This window comes from Granulicella mallensis MP5ACTX8, from assembly GCF_000178955.2.
GTDB lineage: Bacteria > Acidobacteriota > Terriglobia > Terriglobales > Acidobacteriaceae > Granulicella > Granulicella mallensis.
Genome location: NC_016631.1, coordinates 4,393,993 through 4,410,678, shown reverse-complemented (window position 1 = coordinate 4,410,678; position 16,686 = coordinate 4,393,993). Strand labels below are relative to the sequence as shown.

Below are 16,686 nucleotides of genomic sequence, written 5' to 3'. Positions count from 1 at the left end.
AGGACCATGCTCAAGCCGCTCCAATACGTCCTTTTCCTGGCCTTCATCTCTTCGGTTTCGCTCGTCGCGCAGACGCACGTTGCGGAGCCGGCGGTGAACCTGGGCGATACCAGTTTTCTCGACGGTATCGCAGGCCCCGGCGTGGTCATTGAAGAGATTGGAGATGGTGCCCATGAAGGAACGGTTGTAGACGGCTACGGGAGGCCGATTGCAGGAGCCGGCGCTACTAATAGCATCAGCGAACTGACTCACATCGCGTGGCTAGCTCATAAGAGGATTCTGGGCGGTTGGTACGGCACGGAAGTAGTGGCGGCTGCCGCGCACGTCAACGCCGGCAGTGCGGGACAATCCGGTGGGTGGGGAGCGCTTACGGTGTCTCCATTCATCCTTCAATGGAGTGAGCGAAAGATCGGCAAGGTCCCTATCGACCAACGAGTCGTCTTCGATTTCGATCTACCCGTGGGTGCTTACACCCGATCTTCTGCTGTAAATATCGGCGCGAATGCATTCACTGTTCATCCGTATTATGCGGTTACCGCATTCCCCCTCAAGCGTATCGAGACCAGTTGGCGAGTCCACTATCTCTGGAACTCGACGAACGATAGCCCGCCAATCGCAACAGGTGCTCAATCGACACAGGCAGGAAAGGTGGTCCACTTCAACGCCACCACTGCGTACAACTTTGGCAAACACCTTTGGATCGGCCCAAACGCCTATTACCTCCGGCAGATTACGGATGGCCGTGTCAATGGCGTCCCGCTTCGGAACTCTCCGGAACAAGTAGGAGCGATCGGTCCAGGCATGGTCTGGAACTCGGGTAAATGGTTCTTCTATGCAAATGGTTATCACGAGCTTGGCGTAAAGAATCGTCCCGAAGGAAACAAGCTCGTACTGAGGATAGAAAAGACTTTCTGAACGAAACGTAGTGTTTCAAGGAGAAGAAGATGAAAATCCTGATCGCGTTCATTGTCGCATTCGTTATCGGTGCAGCTTCGAGATGGACCGGAGTGCCCTCGCTGGCCCCACAGGCGATCATCGGCGCCCTCCTCATCGTAGCGATGAGTGCGGGTTATGTTTCAGTTGATCACCTTCTGAAGCGCACCTCTGCCCCCTCCATAGCGGCCTCCGTATCGACGGGCGCCACGACTGAATTGGCAGCCCACGGCAGGGAAGTCATCTCCCACGAGTTCGCATCCATTCCAGAGCCTGAAGCGGATACCGCATTCTGGCGGCAAAGATCCGAAGCTCTGCAACTGATCATTGCTGATCTGCTACTCACGAATCAGCAGCTACGCTCCTCAGAAACGTTCCTGCCTCCCAGGACGACGACTCACTTCACGGACTTCATCTCTTGACCTCCAGAACTGATTACGCGTCAGGGGAACCACACGGTTCTGCAAGTGGATGGCGTCAAACCTCGGGAATCGCTATTTTCTTGATGGATCGCTGCAAAGGTTCCCGAGAATGGCGTCGACTGCAGTGCAGGCCAACCGCTCGAGCTCGGCATCGCTTTTAGGACTACCGACTCCTGCCAACAGACGGTAGAGGGTGTCTCCCGTCAATGAGTCGTGAAGGAGCACCGCCATCCGGTCAATTGGAATCGTTGTTTTTCGTAGCTCTTCGCGACGACTTTCCAACAGAGCGCGTATAAACGAAGCCGTTCTGGCTGGACCATGTGTGTACCATGCCTCGCCTACTTCAGGACAGTTCACCGCCTCGCCGATAGCCAGACGATGAAGCTCCACGGACCGTTTCGCGGTGATGAGGTGCAGAATCTGAATAGAGAGTTTTTTCAGACTCGCTTCAAGGTTCAATCCTGCATAGTCAATCTTTGTGAGCGGTTCATTCGCCTCGCGGCACAAGTTTTCGATACTGCTGATGAACAGTCCACACTTCCCACCGAATTCGGTGTAAACCGTACTTTTCGACCCGCCAGCCAACTCGACAATCTTGTCGATGGTGACACCCTCATAGCCGTGCTTTAGAAACAGGTCTGCTGCGACTTTTTGGAGCTTGCTGTTTCGAACCTCTCCTCGCGACCGCTTATTAGGCATTCATCTCTCCTCATCTCAAGTCGTGAATGCATTTCCAAAGATATCGAATGCAATCTCCAGCTTGAATCCCCTGTACCAGCAGCATTTTACGCGGCCTATTGCTTCACGCCACTCTGGCTTGTTAGCCCTATAGGGTTGTTGTAACTTGTTTGTATATTGTAACGTACTGTACAGTACGGAAACTGAAAAGTAATAGCTAAGCCTATGGAGAACGCAATACCACCATTGTCGCTGGACTCTCTCTCTCTCTCTGACGATCATCCTTGCTCAGGGCCAGGCGAAGAACGTTGCAAGTGGTCACCGCAAATTGTTTGGACCTAACGTTATCTAATCTCAAGGAGACTTCATGGATCGTCGCAATTTTCTTTCTAGCTCTCTTGCTGCTTCAGCCCTCTCGCTCGCTGCTGCTGGTGATTTACTGGCTCAGACAGCCACTGCTGCGGACAAATCTGCGCCGGAGTACATGGAGTTGCGCCGATACCATTTAGCAAATGGACCGGGAGTAAAGCTCACCAATGATTTTTTTGCCGATGCTTTAATTCCTGCATTGAACCGGCTCGGCATTGGGCCAGTTGGTGCATTCTCTGTTTATTTCGGACCAGATAGCCCGTCCTATTACCTGCTGATGCCAAGTTCGAAGTTGGAAACCTTGGTTACAGCTGATCTCGAGTTGGCGAAGGACGATGTCTTTATGAAGGCGGCAGCGCAGTTCTGGGATGCTCCCGCCGCCACGCCGCCCTATATTCGGATAGAGAGTTCTCTTCTGCGGGCGTTCCCGGGATATCCCAAGGTCACTCCACCAGCCTCCGCCGCAACCAAAGGGAAACGCATCTATCACCTTCGCCAGTATCAGTCCCCGACAAACATGGATCACGTCCGGAAGGTGGAGATGTTTCATAGCGGCGAGTTTGGCATCTTCGCTAAGGCCGGCGCTACGGGAGTTTTCTACGCCGATACACTGGTTGGACCGAATCTGCCGAATCTTACCTATATGCTCAGCTTTCCTGATATGACTTCGCTTGAGACAGATTGGGAAAAGTTTTCCGCCGATCCCGATTGGAAGAAGCTCTCTGCCGATTCGAGGTTTAACTTAGACCCACCAACGGTATCCAATGTGACGAGCCTGGTGTTGCGCCCCCTGGCCTGTTCGCAAGTTTAGTGAGATTACGGTAAACGCAAAAGAGCCCTCCTACATACGAGGGCTCTTCGTGCATTGAATGCATCTGCGCGGCGGTCTCGACGGAGGCGTAAGAGTTCATACCAGTACGATCCCGAGCAAGACAATGCGTGAGGCCATTTTGCAACTCGCCGGTTTCTCCGTGGAGCAGCATTTGCGCGAACTTTTCTTCAGACGCCTCGGATTAATTGTGCGTCTAATTTGTCGTCTAATGCATCTTACTGTAATGTACGGTACAGTACAGTAGCTTGCCGAGCAATTACGAACCATCTGGAGATCACATGGGGCACCAACCTAATGATTCGCTCACTCGCCCGATAGCTGACCCGCTTGCTGTGCCGGGAGGAGTTGCTCTTCGGACGGGATCTGGCCCGGAATCGAATTCAACGATCAGCGTCGTGCATCCCGCTGAACTGAGCACCGAAACCCAGCAGACGTCAGGATCGCTGAGGATGTCCGCCATTGTGGCCATGCAAGGCATTGTCTCCTCGATATGGGCAGGCCTATTTGTGGTCGAGCCTTCCGGGAAGACCGGCATCCACCACCACGGCGAACAGGACACCGTCGTTTACGTGCTTGAAGGAGAGGCCTATGTGCGCTGGGGCAACTTTGGAGAACACTCGGTCACTGTTAGGGCGGGCGATTTTCTGCATGTGCCGAGTTGGTTGCCACATCAGGAGCTTAACCCATCGAAAAACAATGCATTTCGATGGGTGGTTGTGCGAAGTACGCCAGAGCCAATTGTTGTCAATTTGCCTGACGATTTCTGGTTGCCAACCGATCCAAATCCTATAGAGAGGAAATGCTGATGAATACGAGAAGAGACTTCTTGAGTGTCACCGTCAAAGGATCAGCCATGGCAGTGGCAACAGCACTTCTGCCCAGGGCAGCTTCCGCGGCAAGTGCACCAAATATGAATGATGGGAGTAACAGCATGGAGCAGGCTGTCAGCAACGGCAACAAAGAGCACTACAAGCCACCGTTCAGGTTCGGTATAGGAGGGGTTCCTCTCGGAAATGAGTTTGAAGTCATTACCGACAAAGATGCGTATGCCACCATTGAAGCCGCATGGAATGCCGGGATTCGCTACTATGACATGGCTCCGTGGTACGGACTAGGTCTGGCCGAGCGTCGATACGGCAACTTTCTTCACAACAAGAATCGAAGCGAATTCATCCTCTCCTCGAAGGTCGGCAAGCTTCTCAAGGCATCGAAGACCGCGAAGAATAGAGAGTATTTTCCTTTCTCCCCCTCCCCGAATGATGTGGTCTACGATTACACTGCGTCTGGCGTGCGACGTTCCATTGAAGACAGTCTGCAAAGGCTCGGAATTGACAGCCTGGACATAGCCTTCGTCCACGACATCTCCTCGGATAACAAATATCTTCCAACATCCTGGCAAGAGCAGTTCGAAATCGCCCGCAAGGGTGCATTTCCTGAACTTACTCGAATGCGGGAAGAGGGATTAATCAAAGGCTGGGGAATCGGCGTCAATACTCCAGAACCAATCATGCGACTGCTTGAAGTCGCAGATCCGGATGTATGCCTTCTGGCCTCTCAGTATTCTCTGATCGACCATAAAAATGCGTTGGATCAAGTGTTTCCAGCGGCCAAGGCGAAGGGGGTGTCTTTCGTGATCGGGTCATCACTCAATGCCGGGTTTATCTCGGGAAGTCCGCGTTACAACTATGGGAAAGAGTCATATCAGATTCCGCCTGCGTTTCTTGAAAAACGTAAGAGGCTTCGCGAGGTTGCAAGTAATCATGGAGTCGAGCTTCGGACTGCGGCGCTTCAATTCTCGGCTGCGCCGGACGTCGCTGCAGCCCTTGTTGTAGGCGCCAGCAGTGAGCAGCAGATCCTTGCGGATTACACCTCCATGCAAACTAAGATCCCGACCCCGTTCTGGGCAGAACTCAAAGCTCAGAATCTGATTGAGCAGAATGCGCCAGTGCCTGCCTGAGCGCAGGCATTTGGCTTGTCTTACATTCCAAACTTTGAATCGAAAGGAACAATCTTATGAATAAGGAACAGATTCTTTCAGCCGCAGCTGCTGGCACGTTTACCATCGGTGGCGATCTTACTGTTAACCGCCTGGGCTACGGCGCGATGCGCATTACAGGGGCGGGCGTGTGGGGACCTCCCACAGACAAAGCTACATCCCTTGCAACGCTTCGGCGTGCGATTGACCTCGGCGTGAACCTGATCGATACGGCCGACTCCTACGGCCCCGGCACCTCCGAAGAATTGATCGCAGAAGCACTCTACCCTTATCCAGTTGGATTGGTGATCGCAACCAAGGGTGGATGGGAGCGCCCAGGTCCCGGCCAATGGACGCACAATGCCAGTCCGAGCCATCTCACCGAAGCACTCGAGGGAAGTTTAAAACGTCTGCGGCTGGATCGTATCGACGTCTATCAACTGCACGCTCCCGATAATGCTGTGTCCTTCGAGGCGTCGATCGAAGCACTCGCCGGCCTGCGCGAACAGGGTAAGATTCGCCATGTCGCGCTCTCGAATGTGACTCGTGAACACGTGGAGAGGGCACGCAGGATTGTGCCGATTGTCTCAGTGCAGAACCGCTACAGCTTCGCCGACCGGGAATCTGACTTCATCGTCGATTATTGCGAGCAGCACAATATCGCTTTTCTTCCCTGGGCTCCACTCGGTCAAGCGAAGGAGGCACACGACACCATCAAGCAGGTCGCAAACGATCTTGACGCGACTCCTTTGCAGGTCGCCCTGGCCTGGCTACTCAAGCGCTCCAAAGTGATCCTGCCTATTCCCGGAACATCCTCGGTCAAGCACCTGGAGGAGAATACTGCTGCTACGGGTCTTGAACTGCCACAGGGCGCTTATGCCCGGTTGTCCGCAGTGACCCATCCCCCCGCAAGTCTACGCGGTTGATGCTACTGCCAAACCTGCGCTTGCTAAACCACTGCATGATCGACTATCGCCAAATTACATATCTGGAGATAAGAAGGATGAGACGTTCACGCTTCGAAAAGTTCCACGCATTCGCCGCTCTTGTTTTTACCGCGCTTCTTCCGTCTGGACTCCACGCTCAGCAGACGATCACTGGTCAGGCCGCCTTCGCGGACTGGAATCAACAGCAGCCTGGCGTCCGTCGTAAGATTACAGTCGCCGATCTGCCAGTGCCCAAACCTCAGGAGGCCATTAACAATACCCCGCATTTGATTCCTCGCCCAAAGGAAGCCTGGCCTATTGCTCCTCCAGGCTTCAAGGTGACGCTCTACGCCGGAGGCGATGCCGCTCCCATGCAGCGTGCAGACAACAAGGAGCACATGCAGTTGAGTGGGGGCACATTTACGATGCCTCGCCTGCTCAGGACGGCACCCAATGGCGATCTCTTTCTCGCTGACTCCGGCGCCGGCACTCTCTTCATCCTTCGCGGTGTAGGCCCCGACGGCAAAGCCGCGCAGATTGAAAGATTCGCTACCGGCCTCGATCATCCCTTTGGCATTGCGTTCTATCCCGCTAAGAATCCAAAGTATATCTACGTCGGCAATGCCACTACCATTCAACGAATCCCCTATCACACAGGAGATCTGCACGCGACGGGTGCTACTGAAACGATCGTTCCCAATATTCCTGGGTATGCCCAGCTCATGGGTGGAGGTCATTGGACTCGCGATGTTGTCTTCACCAAAGACGGCAAGTCTATGTTAGTTTCCGTGGGCTCAGGCTCAAATATCGATGATCCTGACACGCATCCAAAAGAGTTCCATCGGGCTGATGTACTCGAATACACGCCCGAAGGAAAGTTCATCAAGGTCTATGCATCCGGTATTCGCAACTGCGTCGGAGAAGCCATCAATCCCAATACAGGTCAACTGTGGTGCTCTACCAACGAACGCGACAATCTGGGCAATCATCTGGTCCCCGACTACGTCACCTCGATCAAGGAAGGCGGCTTCTACGGCTGGCCCTGGTACTATATGGGCAATCATCAGGATCCGCGCCTCCCGGAACCCTGTGCCAATGGCACTGGCCCCAATCCGCAGGCGGCCGCACTTACCGCGGATGAGGCTAAAACCTGCAATCGCGTCGATCTCACCTCTAAGGTGATTACTCCGGATGTTCTCGTCCAGCCCCACATGGCCTCGCTCGAGATGGTCTTTTATCCCGACCGGAAAGAGCAGTTCCCTGAGCAATATGACGGCGACGCTTTTGCCGCAGAGCACGGCTCCTGGAACAGAGCCAACCGCGCCGGCTACGAGGTCATCCGCGTCCCGATGCACAATGGTCACGCCGATGGTAGCTACGAAGACTTCCTCACCGGCTTCGTCACCAAAGACGGTCAGGTCTGGGGACGTCCCGTAGGCGTCGCCATCGCCCAGGACGGTAGCTTGTTCGTTACCGACGATGGCTCCCGCTCTGTCTGGCACGTCACCTACACCGGAAAATAGCGAGGCTATAGAAGATGACCGACATGATTTGTAAACACCGCAGCATTGGAATTGCCGCTGTCGTCACCGGAGCAGCTCTAACGGCCGTACTCGCTCAAACCCCCGGGAATAGTGTTGCCAGCGGGCACCGCGAAATCCTGTTGCAGACAACCCAATCGTGGAACGGCAAGCCTTACAAGCACTATCCCACCGGCCAGCCGCAACTCACTACGATCAAGCTGACCATCGCACCACACACGGCCCTGCCATGGCACACGCATCCATCTCCAAATGTCGTCTACGTGCTTTCGGGCTCTCTTACGCTGCACGACAAAGCCAGCGGCAAGACTCAGGTCGTTTATCAGGGGCAAGCGGTAGGGGAGTCAGTAGACGATGTGCATCGCGGTGAGTCGGGTGACGAACCCACCGTATTGCTCATCACCTATGCCGGTACTCCAGGTGTTCCGACCTCAGTTCCTGCAAAGGGGGAGAAGGCGGAATACTGAATCCGTAGGTGCGAAAGAACACAATCGAAGGAACAGATGATCCTCATGGAACGAATAAAATGCTGTGGGCCTGGATATAGGCCCACAGCAGCAGAAGACCTGAAACGGAATTAGTCTTCGAGATAGAACTGGATGTCGAGGGTGCGCAGATAGGAGTGCAAACCAGCATCCTGAATGGGCATCACATAGGCATCCGCATTGGACTCGTTAACATGTTCATGCCAGTAACCGGCTGGTGTTACGAACGCGGCCCCCTTCACCCAGTCCACGCGGATAGCGTCTTTGATAGAGCCGTCTGCATTCAGTTCCGGTCCGATCAGGGTGTATACGCCGGAGTTCGCTTCTACCGCAAAATCAAGTGCAACGGATTGATGACGGTGTGGAAGCTGCCGCGTCCCGGGAGGCACAATGCCGAACATGGACCACAGAGTATGCGTGATGGTTAACGTCTGGTCGAAGTTCTTGTTTGCCAGCAGCACGCTCACGCGACTGCGCTTGCCTGCGTTTGGATCGTTCTTGGCCCTCTCCAACTCGGCCATGATTATGGCATGCGCGTACAGCGTTGGCTTGAAACGGCTTTTCGACTTCTCTACACCAAGATAGGCGAGCAGCGGCGAATCGTTAACCATGTAGAAGGCCGTGTCTGCATCAGCATGGTGTACCGCAGCCATGCCAGGCAATACGAAGATGGCGCCTTCGTTCCATTCGATGGCGCCCTCCTCGGTATCGGTATGGCCGTTGCCCTTGATAACGTAGAAGAACTCGCTGGTGGCATCGGCTGAAGTGGTGATCGACTCGCCAGCCTCGATGCGAACAAAGCTCGCCAGAACACTCGGGCCTGTCGCAGAATAGTGGGTCTTCAATTCTTTGCTCAGATCGAGTGGAACCATACGTGTTGTGCCGGAAGCATAGAGTTCACTCGAGAACGTCCTGACTGGGATGCGTGGCGTCGCCCCGGAAGAGATCGGATCGGCTGCTTTACTGTACTCAAAGATCTCGGCATCCTGCGTGAGAGCAGTAGCTGGAATCACCTTTGCGGAAATTGCGGTATTCATGTGTTTCTCCTTTCACCACGAAGTGCAGTCGTTGGTCGCTTCGGCCAACGTCAGATACAGTGTGGCTTTGGCCGAATGATCCTGTATCTTTGGTTCTTCCGGGACTTTTGGATTCTTTAGACTGAGATCATCCGGCGAGTTAGGAGCCGATCGAACGCGTGACACAGCCATCGCAGGAACGAATGATTCTGGTGGGAGCGAATGAACCGCTGCCCGAAGATCACTTCTGGTTTGATGGAGAAGGCTTTAGCGTTTACGCGGCGAAACAGCCGCGCAGTACGTGGCAGGAGCATGTGCACGACTGCGTGCAGGTAACTGTGGGGCTTGAGCCAGCGCATATGCACGCGGAGTGGCGTGCAACGGGAAAGCTTCGCCAAACCAAGGAATTTATCGGAAACGCAGTCAGCGTGATTCCTGCGCGCGTTCCGCACAAGACACTCTGGCAGCGGCGAGCGGCGTTGATTCACATCTATATCCGTGAAGAGTTTCTGTTGCGTCTTGCCTCTGATATCTTGCAGCAGGATTCCCTAGAACTTCAATCCACCTATCTGGTCCGAGACCTGTTGATCGAGGAACTTGCTCGTTCGCTTTATCTGGAATCAGAGGGTGGACATCTGAATGCTGCGGTAGCGAGCGCAGCGGTCATGACTCTCTGCGTACGCCTACTCCGCGCCTACTCCGTACGGAAGGGCGAGGCGGCTTATGCGACCGGAGGCTTAGGGCCCACCCGCGAACGACGCGTCCGAGAATATATCGAAGCTGATCTGGAACGCGATCTTTCGCTTCAATCGCTTGCGGGCGTCGTCGGATTGAGCCCGCAACACTTCGCGGTCCTATTTCGCGAGTCTACCGGATTTACGCCGCATCAATACGTCAACCATCGCCGCATCGCCTGCGCTCAGGAGCTTCTGAAGAAGGCCGATGTGCCGCTCATCGAGATATCAATGCAATGTGGCTTCTCCAGCCAGAGCCAGTTCATTACGACCTTTCGCAAGCTGGTCGGTATGACGCCGGGGCGCTTCCGCTCATCACTCACTGCTTCTCCATCGTAGTTAGTACTTCGAGGTCACCTCCTGTGGATAGCGTGACAACTACACCTGAAAAATCCAAAATTACCGGCTATTCGAGAAAGCTAAGCAGTCTCTGCTCGCCCAAACTGTTAATGAAAGACAGGGGAGGTGTTCATGCAATCAAATGGAAAGCAAGAGACAGCGAAGGCGATCGTATCGCGCAGGTTCTTTCTAGCTGGCTCAGCAGCGCTGAGCGCGGTTTCACTGACAGGAAATATGGAGGGACAGATGACACAGGCGAAGACAGATCCTTGGGGACAGATTCTCAAGGGGAGAGTAGCCGTAGTAACTGGGGCGGCACGCGGGATTGGGCGCGCAGCAGCCGTTGCCTTGGCGCGTAGTGGAGCGAATGTGGTTGGAATCGACATCTGCGCTGTTGTCGATCCGCGTTCGGGAGTGGAACCTGCCAGCCGTGCCGAACTTGATCAAACTGGTGAAATGGTCAAGAGCGAAGGTGTCCAATGGAGGAGCTTTGTGCTGGACCAGCGCGATCTTCCCGCACTGCGGATAGCCGCAGAGAAGATCAACACTGAGTTTGGCCACATTGACATCTTGTTTGCCAACGCTGGTATCCAGGCATTCCGTCCGTTGCTGGAGATGGAAAATGCTGATTGGCACATCCAGATCGACGTCAATCTGACGGGCACTGCTAACGCTCTCCGTGCCTTTGCGCCGTATATGGTGCAGCAGAACCACGGCCGGATCATCATGACGACATCAACTCAGGGACGACACGGCACATTGAACGGTTCGGCCTATTCGGCGTCGAAGTGGGGGATCATCGGCTTGATGAAGTCTGCGGCGATGGAGCTGGGCCGGCATGGCATTACGGTGAACTGCCTTGTTCCAGGACTCATCGATACACCGCTCACACGCCACGAGGAACGATATGCGCAAGCGTTGCAGGTGGCGGGACGCACGCCAACCGGCGACAAGGCCGTCGACGAAGAAGCGGCCCGGAAGGTGCTGCAGAGCAAATCTATTCTGGGTGTGCCATGGATCGATCCGGCAGAGATGGCGCCCGTCGTCGTGTTTCTCGCGTCTGATGCGGCGCGAATGGTCTCAGGCGCAACCTACGATGTAACGGGTGGTGACAGCGCCAACAATGTCTAACGGCAAGCAGTTGCCCCTGGCGTTGTTGCGGCAGAGTTGCATCGATTCAGAGTAATAGCTCCGATTGCCAGGAAGAAGTGGCACAATGGGTCCATTGGTTTTAGCAAAGAGACCTTGCCTTGTGAAGAGCGCATCTTTCCCGAGGTGGTATCAGGAGGTTGTTCATGAGTCGTTTGTCAGCTAGTTGTGCGATCCTCGCGGCGCTTCTCATCGTTGGGACTGGACAGGCTCAATCGCCCATCGGAGCTGAGTCGCAGTTGCCGCACCTGCAGAGGCAGGACGGGCACTATGCTCTGGTCGTAGACGGCAAGCCTTACCTGATGCTTGGTGCACAGATCAATAATTCGAGCTCCTGGGCGTCGACCTTGCCGGATGTCTGGCCTGCGTTAGAGGACCTGCACGTCAATACGGTCGAGGCACCCGTTTATTGGGAGCAGATGGAGGCGCACGAGAAAACGTTTGATTTCTCAAACGTCGATCTTCTCGTCCATGGCGCTCGTGAACATCATCTGCATCTCGTCCTGCTTTGGTTTGGCACCTGGAAGAACGGGCAGATGCACTATGTACCGGAGTGGGTTAAGACGAATCCCGCTAAGTATCCGCGAGAGCTGAACGCCTACGGCAAGGTGCTGGATGTGATGTCTCCTCATTCGGCAGCTACTCTCGAAGCTGACCGGCATGCCTTTGCCGCGCTGATGCATCATCTTCGTGAAATCGATGGGAGCGAGCATACCGTCATCATGATGCAGGTTGAAAACGAGTCGGGATCAGTGGGTTCGGTGCGGGACTTCTCAGCGGCGGCGAACAAAGAGTTCGCGGGGAGTGTGCCCCAGGTTCTGCACGCCGGGTCTGGAACCTGGTCCCAGGTATATGGCGCCGATGCGGATGAGCGTTTCGCGGCGTATGCGACGGCACACTACATCAATCAGGTCGCAGCGGCTGGCAAAGCGGAGTATGCGTTACCGATGTACTGCAATGTCTGGATTACCTATCCCGTGCATGCGCTCGAGAACCGCGACCACCCAAGCCCCGGCCAGGAATACCCAAGCGGGGGACCGCAGCAGGAAAACATCGATATCTGGAAGGCTGCTGCGCCGTCGATCGATCTGCTCGGTCCGGATTTTTACTCGGACGATCGTGCCCTGTTCCACCGGGTCGTTGCAAGCTATGCCAGGCCGGACAATGCACTCTTCATTCCGGAGACACACCTGGGCCGCGATTTTGGTCCGAACTTCTTCTACGCCCTGGGTCATGGAGCTATTGGATTTTCGCCGTTCGGAGTTGACTATACGAATTGGACGATCAGTGACCGAAAGATCCCCGCTTTTCTCTCGGAGAACTTCGCACTGCTCGGCCCAATTGAAGAGCAGATCGCGAAACTGAACCTCGAAGGCAAGGTACAGACGGCTGTGGAGCAAAAGGGCGAGCCGGTGGCGCGCATCCATTTTGCCGGAGTCGATGCCGTGGTCTCATATGGGTTTCCGCAGCGCGATGGTGAAGTGCCACCAGGCACGCTGGATGCGAGTGGACGCGTCATCGTAGCGCAGCTCGGGCCGCTCGACTTCCTCGTCACCGGATTCGATGCAAGCATTACCTTCGTTGCGACGACCGCGGCGAGTGCGGCTCCGCGCAACGAGCAACTTGAGATCCTGAGTGCGGAGCAGGGCCAATATGTGGGTGGCGCGTGGCAGAGCTCACGCAATTGGAACGGAGATCAGACGGATCGTGGGCTAAGGTTCAAGAGCGATAACAAGGACGTCGTGCGCATCCGGCTTCACACACTTCCTTTGTATGATCGCCCTTCGCGGGATGCTGTTCACTAGAGCACACGCGGTCCAAATCAGATGGCGATTGAGCTACGCAGAGTAGACGATGATACCGCTCTGACAAACCAGATTGGTGGCTAACGTTACGATTCCTATGCCGCCGTCCATCCGCTATCGATTGCCAATGCGGTCCTGTGCATGAAATCAGCTTCCGGAGCGCAAAGATAGCGAACAAGAGCCGCAATCTCGCTGGGCTTCCCCAGCCTGCCTACCGGCTGTTTGGCATTCAGCTCGGCCCGAACTTGTTCCTCTTCTCCAGATGTAGAACGCTCGTGATTGCGGAGCCGAACCGCCTATTTCTTCTCGGCGATCAGGATGCATACACCGGACCAATGATCATGCCCCAGTCCCGGTGGCGGAGTTGAGCTCAAGGGCATCACGCCTACATTCTTTGTGGTGAAGGGGTAGCGTGCCTCGAGGTAGTTTCGAACGATCTGTGCGCGAGCGTAGGACCAGGAAAGAGCATCGGCTGACGCTGCGGCATCAGAATATCCCTCGATCACAATAGGGTGCGTGAAGATCGCGTCTCCCAGTGAGGTAACAGCAGCGTCGATCGCACGTTTTCCGTCTACGCTCAATTCCTCCGTACCATGTGGCCCATGCTGAAACAATGCGTCGGCCTGCAGCCAGGTGCGCGGGCTCTGGCTATTTCCGAAGAGCTTACTGCGCCTGTATTCCTGAGGGGAAAGACTGCTCAGTGTGTAATATCCACGATGATTGAAGAAGCCTTTGAAGAAGAAGTTGTGTTTGAGTGCCTCGGTATCTTCGGCCATGTTGCCTGTCGCAGCGTTGACATTAGTCAGAGCTTCGCTGATGTTTTGGCCCGCCGTGACACCGTTTGCATCGGGGCCAAGGGCCTGGGTCAGGCTTTGCTGGACCTGTTGAATGCTCGCATCAGCCCGAGTGGAAGCGGAATGAATTTCCGTCATCGTGTCATCAAGCTTCTGCGGTAGTTGCCGCTGCTGAACGTCTGCAACGAGGCTGTTGACACGGCCCGAAGCCTGGTTGAGGTTCGAAGTTGTCGCCTGCACGTTCGACATGCTCTCTCGGATCTGACCTGCCATCTTCTCATCCCGGAGAAGCATCCCGGCTGGCCCGCGACCCTGTTTAAGGCCTACGAGCAGGTCGTTTGCGTTACCCACTGCGCCATTGGCGCTGTCCAGCGTAACGCCCAGCTTGCCTCCTACCTGCTTTATCGTTGCATCCGCATCATTCATGACCCCGAGACCATGAGTCAGCAGGTCGGAGATGCTTACGGGAGACTTGCTTTGCAGCACCGAATCCGATTGCGCGATCGCCGCAACCGGGGATCCAGAATGAATTGTCAGAAAAGTATCGCCCACCACGCCCTCTGTATCGACCGTGACGACGGAGTCGGTCCGAACCAGGCCGTGAAGCGATTCGTTGACCTTCATCTGGACGCGAAAATGACCACTCGGGGAGTTAGGAATGTCGATCTTCGTCACTTGGCCGGCATCCATGCCCGCTACTTGCACCTTCGAACCCTTGGCTATGCCATCGAGATCGGCAAACTCCGTATATAACAGCACGTGGCGCGAAAAAGCTTCATGACGATTCCCAATAAGGAAGATCCCAAGAGCGAACAAGGTTGCGCCGGCAATGATGAAGATTCCTACAGCAAGATATCGTCTTGACATTGCTTCACTCCGTAATAAGTTTGCGAGCGACTTCGTTTTCGCTCTGGCTCACTTCGTCAACCGACCCAAAGGCGACAAGGTTTCCTTGATCGAGCACGGCGACCCGGTCAGCTATTCTGCGGGCACCGTGCACATCATGCGTCACGATGATCAGAGCCGTTCCGCGTTCGGTCTTGCAACGCATGAGGAGTTCATCGATCTCAGAGGCGGTGATACGATCCAGCCCGCTGCTCGGTTCATCTGCCAGCAGAATCTTTGGTTCAAGGACCAAGGCTCTGGCAAGGCCGGCTCTCTTCTTCATCCCCCCAGAGAGTGCCGATGGATATTTCGCACCATCCGCTCCCAGGCCGACATCGGTGAGAGTACGGTGGACCACGTCCTGAATCTCGGGCTTGGGCTTCTTGGTTAGTCTGTGGAGAGGCAGTGCAAGGTTTTCATAAAGGGTTAGGGAATCGAAGAGTGCTGCATCCTGAAACAGGTAGCCCATCTTTCTGCGGACGTGAGACAGCCCCTGCTCGTCCAACCCAACTACGTTCTCCTGATCGACCCAGACCTCTCCCGAGTCCGGTTGCATAAGAGCCATAATCAGTTTGAGAGTGACACTCTTACCGGTACCGCTGCGACCGAGTAGACACAGGGCCTGACCTTGGCCGATGTGAAAAGAGACGTCATTCAGTACGCGTTTTGTACCGAACGACTTCATCACGCGCTTAAACTCCACCGCGATGTTTTGGGTCTCGCTCATATGGCAGTGTCCGGGAAGAGGAAGAAGATGCACTTGATGAGCAATACGTCCGCAACGATGATCAACAGGGACGACAGAACAACACTGTTGGTAGCAGCTTCGCCGACGCCCTTCGCTCCCTTGTCCGTCGTATAGCCAAAGTAGGAAGAGACGGAGCCGATGATGAAACCGAATACGGTAGTTTTGAGGGTCGGCGCAATGAAGTTTGACCACTGGATATAGTCAAAGGCGCGATTAACGTAGAGTGTCGGCCCTATGTGCGAGGTGAGTCCTTCTGAGAGGAAGCCCCCGAGCAGGCCTGCGAAATCCATGAAAAGTGTCAGGATGGGAAGAACGACCACACAGGCCAGGACTCGAGGCACCACGAGGAATTTGAACGAGTCAATCGATAGCGATTCGATAGCGTCGATCTGCTCAGTCGCTCTCATGTTTGCAAGGACCGCTCCGATTCCTGAGCCGACTCTACCTGCAAGCAGCAGTCCCGCGACCAGCGGCCCAATTTCGACGAAGAAGGCTACTGCCTGTACGGCTGGTATCATCGCCGTGGCGCCAAACATCACCAGGGTGCTTCTTGTGTGGAGAGTCATGACGGCTCCCAGGGCAAAACCGGACACGACGATGAGGATGAGTGATTTGTTTCCCGCCTCTGCGACCTGACGGAAAAACTGGGCAAATTCGAACGGAGGCCTGAGGGAATCGCCTACAACCCGCAGGCTAAACAAGCCCAACTTGCCGACGAATTCAAATAATTTACTGAGCCAGCGCACGTGTCCTCTCTAGTCCTGTCTTCTCACTTATGAGACGACCGTTCGCCAAGAATCGGGTGGTCAGGTAGATGGCTGGAACGAGGAACACCAAAGATCCGAATACCCACATGAAAGCTCCCGCCGCGATCTGATCCTTCAACGCGTCGATTCCGAATGGCCGTTCGATAACTCCATAACTAGGGTAGAACAATCGCCCTGAAAAACACAGGAATGCCGATAAGCTCGTGTTTACAAAGTCAGAAGTCAAAAGTGCGACTGGAGGCTTCGGCCCCGACTTCATACACCGCACGAGCTGGGCGACGCTGGCCT

The 16,686-nt window shown here is 55.0% G+C and carries 17 protein-coding genes and 1 pseudogene; 11 read left to right on the top strand and 7 right to left on the bottom strand.

Annotated features, from left to right (window positions below):
• The first annotated feature begins 6 nt into the window (after window positions 1-6).
• Both ACIX8_RS17290 and ACIX8_RS17285 read left to right on the top strand, forming a co-directional pair.
• Entirely contained in the window at window positions 7-915 is a 909-nt protein-coding gene (locus tag ACIX8_RS17290; protein ID WP_014266669.1) for a SphA family protein, read from the top strand.
• A gap of 29 nt (window positions 916-944) precedes the next feature.
• Window positions 945-1,355, top strand: coding sequence for a DUF1427 family protein (locus tag ACIX8_RS17285; RefSeq protein WP_014266668.1), 411 nt, complete (start codon window positions 945-947; stop codon window positions 1,353-1,355).
• 72 nt (window positions 1,356-1,427) lie between these two features.
• On the opposite strand, the gene ACIX8_RS17280 is transcribed toward ACIX8_RS17285, so the two are convergent.
• Window positions 1,428-2,054 (bottom strand): TetR/AcrR family transcriptional regulator, encoded by a 627-nt coding sequence (locus ACIX8_RS17280; protein ID WP_014266667.1) that lies wholly within the window; start codon window positions 2,052-2,054, stop codon window positions 1,428-1,430.
• A 346-nt stretch (window positions 2,055-2,400) separates the two neighbouring features.
• On the opposite strand from ACIX8_RS17280, the gene ACIX8_RS17275 reads away from it, so the two are divergent.
• From ACIX8_RS17275 to ACIX8_RS17250, 6 genes are all read left to right on the top strand, one after another.
• Entirely contained in the window at window positions 2,401-3,213 is an 813-nt protein-coding gene (locus ACIX8_RS17275) for an NIPSNAP family protein (protein ID WP_014266666.1), read from the top strand.
• A gap of 299 nt (window positions 3,214-3,512) precedes the next feature.
• Complete coding sequence (locus tag ACIX8_RS17270; RefSeq protein ID WP_014266665.1) at window positions 3,513-4,040, top strand: cupin domain-containing protein; 528 nt, start codon at window positions 3,513-3,515, stop codon at window positions 4,038-4,040.
• Window positions 4,040-5,191, top strand: a complete 1,152-nt coding sequence (locus ACIX8_RS17265) for an aldo/keto reductase (protein ID WP_014266664.1) — start codon at window positions 4,040-4,042, stop codon at window positions 5,189-5,191. The genes ACIX8_RS17270 and ACIX8_RS17265 overlap by 1 nt, the downstream gene beginning before the upstream one ends.
• A 56-nt stretch (window positions 5,192-5,247) precedes the next feature.
• Entirely contained in the window at window positions 5,248-6,135 is an 888-nt protein-coding gene (locus tag ACIX8_RS17260) for an aldo/keto reductase (protein WP_014266663.1), read from the top strand.
• Between the two features lie 77 nt (window positions 6,136-6,212).
• Window positions 6,213-7,658: a PQQ-dependent sugar dehydrogenase gene (locus ACIX8_RS17255; protein ID WP_044176962.1), complete on the top strand. Its 1,446-nt coding sequence runs from the start codon at window positions 6,213-6,215 to the stop codon at window positions 7,656-7,658.
• Between the two features lie 23 nt (window positions 7,659-7,681).
• Window positions 7,682-8,143: a cupin domain-containing protein gene (locus ACIX8_RS17250; RefSeq protein ID WP_044178969.1), complete on the top strand. Its 462-nt coding sequence runs from the start codon at window positions 7,682-7,684 to the stop codon at window positions 8,141-8,143.
• A gap of 110 nt (window positions 8,144-8,253) precedes the next feature.
• Here ACIX8_RS17250 and ACIX8_RS17245 read toward each other — a convergent pair whose 3' ends face one another.
• A complete protein-coding gene (locus ACIX8_RS17245) occupies window positions 8,254-9,198 on the bottom strand; it encodes a cupin domain-containing protein (protein WP_014266660.1) in 945 nt (314 codons plus the stop codon).
• A gap of 158 nt (window positions 9,199-9,356) precedes the next feature.
• Here ACIX8_RS17245 and ACIX8_RS24735 point away from each other — a divergent pair, with 158 nt between their 5' ends.
• The 3 genes from ACIX8_RS24735 to ACIX8_RS17230 all read left to right on the top strand — a co-directional run bounded on the left by ACIX8_RS24735 (window position 9,357) and on the right by ACIX8_RS17230 (window position 13,204).
• On the top strand, window positions 9,357-10,250 hold the full coding sequence (locus tag ACIX8_RS24735) for a helix-turn-helix transcriptional regulator (RefSeq protein WP_150110645.1): 894 nt from the start codon (window positions 9,357-9,359) through the stop codon (window positions 10,248-10,250).
• Window positions 10,251-10,382: 132 nt separating this feature from the next.
• Window positions 10,383-11,381: an SDR family NAD(P)-dependent oxidoreductase gene (locus ACIX8_RS17235; RefSeq protein ID WP_014266658.1), complete on the top strand. Its 999-nt coding sequence runs from the start codon at window positions 10,383-10,385 to the stop codon at window positions 11,379-11,381.
• 164 nt (window positions 11,382-11,545) lie between these two features.
• Window positions 11,546-13,204 (top strand): DUF5597 domain-containing protein, encoded by a 1,659-nt coding sequence (locus ACIX8_RS17230; protein ID WP_014266657.1) that lies wholly within the window; start codon window positions 11,546-11,548, stop codon window positions 13,202-13,204.
• Between the two features lie 95 nt (window positions 13,205-13,299).
• Here ACIX8_RS17230 and ACIX8_RS26605 read toward each other — a convergent pair.
• The 5 genes and pseudogenes from ACIX8_RS26605 to ACIX8_RS17210 form a co-directional block, all read right to left on the bottom strand.
• Window positions 13,300-13,452 (bottom strand): annotated as a pseudogene (locus ACIX8_RS26605) (SDR family oxidoreductase); the annotation flags it as partial.
• Between the two features lie 48 nt (window positions 13,453-13,500).
• Entirely contained in the window at window positions 13,501-14,865 is a 1,365-nt protein-coding gene (locus tag ACIX8_RS17225; RefSeq protein ID WP_014266656.1) for an MlaD family protein, read from the bottom strand.
• A gap of 4 nt (window positions 14,866-14,869) precedes the next feature.
• Window positions 14,870-15,610 carry an ABC transporter ATP-binding protein gene (locus ACIX8_RS17220; protein WP_014266655.1) on the bottom strand — a complete coding sequence of 247 codons (741 nt, stop codon included), beginning with the start codon at window positions 15,608-15,610 and terminating at the stop codon, window positions 14,870-14,872.
• Complete coding sequence (locus ACIX8_RS17215) at window positions 15,607-16,377, bottom strand: MlaE family ABC transporter permease (protein WP_014266654.1); 771 nt, start codon at window positions 16,375-16,377, stop codon at window positions 15,607-15,609. The genes ACIX8_RS17220 and ACIX8_RS17215 overlap by 4 nt, the downstream gene beginning before the upstream one ends.
• Window positions 16,361-16,657: a cytochrome c oxidase assembly protein gene (locus ACIX8_RS17210; RefSeq protein WP_150110909.1), complete on the bottom strand. Its 297-nt coding sequence runs from the start codon at window positions 16,655-16,657 to the stop codon at window positions 16,361-16,363. Before ACIX8_RS17210 ends, ACIX8_RS17215 begins: the two co-directional genes overlap by 17 nt.
• Window positions 16,658-16,686: the final 29 nt, after the last annotated feature.

Bases quoted from the DNA above. Each gene is read 5' to 3' on its own strand.
- ACIX8_RS17210 (WP_150110909.1), bottom strand. From the start codon at position 16,657: ATGAAGTCGGGGCCGAAGCCTCCAGTCGCACTTTTGACTTCTGACTTT.
- ACIX8_RS17220 (WP_014266655.1), bottom strand. From the start codon at position 15,610: ATGAGCGAGACCCAAAACATCGCGGTGGAGTTTAAGCGCGTGATGAAG.
- ACIX8_RS17270 (WP_014266665.1), top strand. From the start codon at position 3,513: ATGGGGCACCAACCTAATGATTCGCTCACTCGCCCGATAGCTGACCCG.
- ACIX8_RS17265 (WP_014266664.1), top strand. From the start codon at position 4,040: ATGAATACGAGAAGAGACTTCTTGAGTGTCACCGTCAAAGGATCAGCC.
- ACIX8_RS17230 (WP_014266657.1), top strand. From the start codon at position 11,546: ATGAGTCGTTTGTCAGCTAGTTGTGCGATCCTCGCGGCGCTTCTCATC.
- ACIX8_RS17235 (WP_014266658.1), top strand. From the start codon at position 10,383: ATGCAATCAAATGGAAAGCAAGAGACAGCGAAGGCGATCGTATCGCGC.
- ACIX8_RS17225 (WP_014266656.1), bottom strand. From the start codon at position 14,865: ATGTCAAGACGATATCTTGCTGTAGGAATCTTCATCATTGCCGGCGCA.
- ACIX8_RS17280 (WP_014266667.1), bottom strand. From the start codon at position 2,054: ATGCCTAATAAGCGGTCGCGAGGAGAGGTTCGAAACAGCAAGCTCCAA.
- ACIX8_RS17285 (WP_014266668.1), top strand. From the start codon at position 945: ATGAAAATCCTGATCGCGTTCATTGTCGCATTCGTTATCGGTGCAGCT.
- ACIX8_RS17250 (WP_044178969.1), top strand. From the start codon at position 7,682: ATGATTTGTAAACACCGCAGCATTGGAATTGCCGCTGTCGTCACCGGA.
- ACIX8_RS17260 (WP_014266663.1), top strand. From the start codon at position 5,248: ATGAATAAGGAACAGATTCTTTCAGCCGCAGCTGCTGGCACGTTTACC.
- ACIX8_RS17245 (WP_014266660.1), bottom strand. From the start codon at position 9,198: ATGAATACCGCAATTTCCGCAAAGGTGATTCCAGCTACTGCTCTCACG.
- ACIX8_RS17290 (WP_014266669.1), top strand. From the start codon at position 7: ATGCTCAAGCCGCTCCAATACGTCCTTTTCCTGGCCTTCATCTCTTCG.
- ACIX8_RS17275 (WP_014266666.1), top strand. From the start codon at position 2,401: ATGGATCGTCGCAATTTTCTTTCTAGCTCTCTTGCTGCTTCAGCCCTC.
- ACIX8_RS17255 (WP_044176962.1), top strand. From the start codon at position 6,213: ATGAGACGTTCACGCTTCGAAAAGTTCCACGCATTCGCCGCTCTTGTT.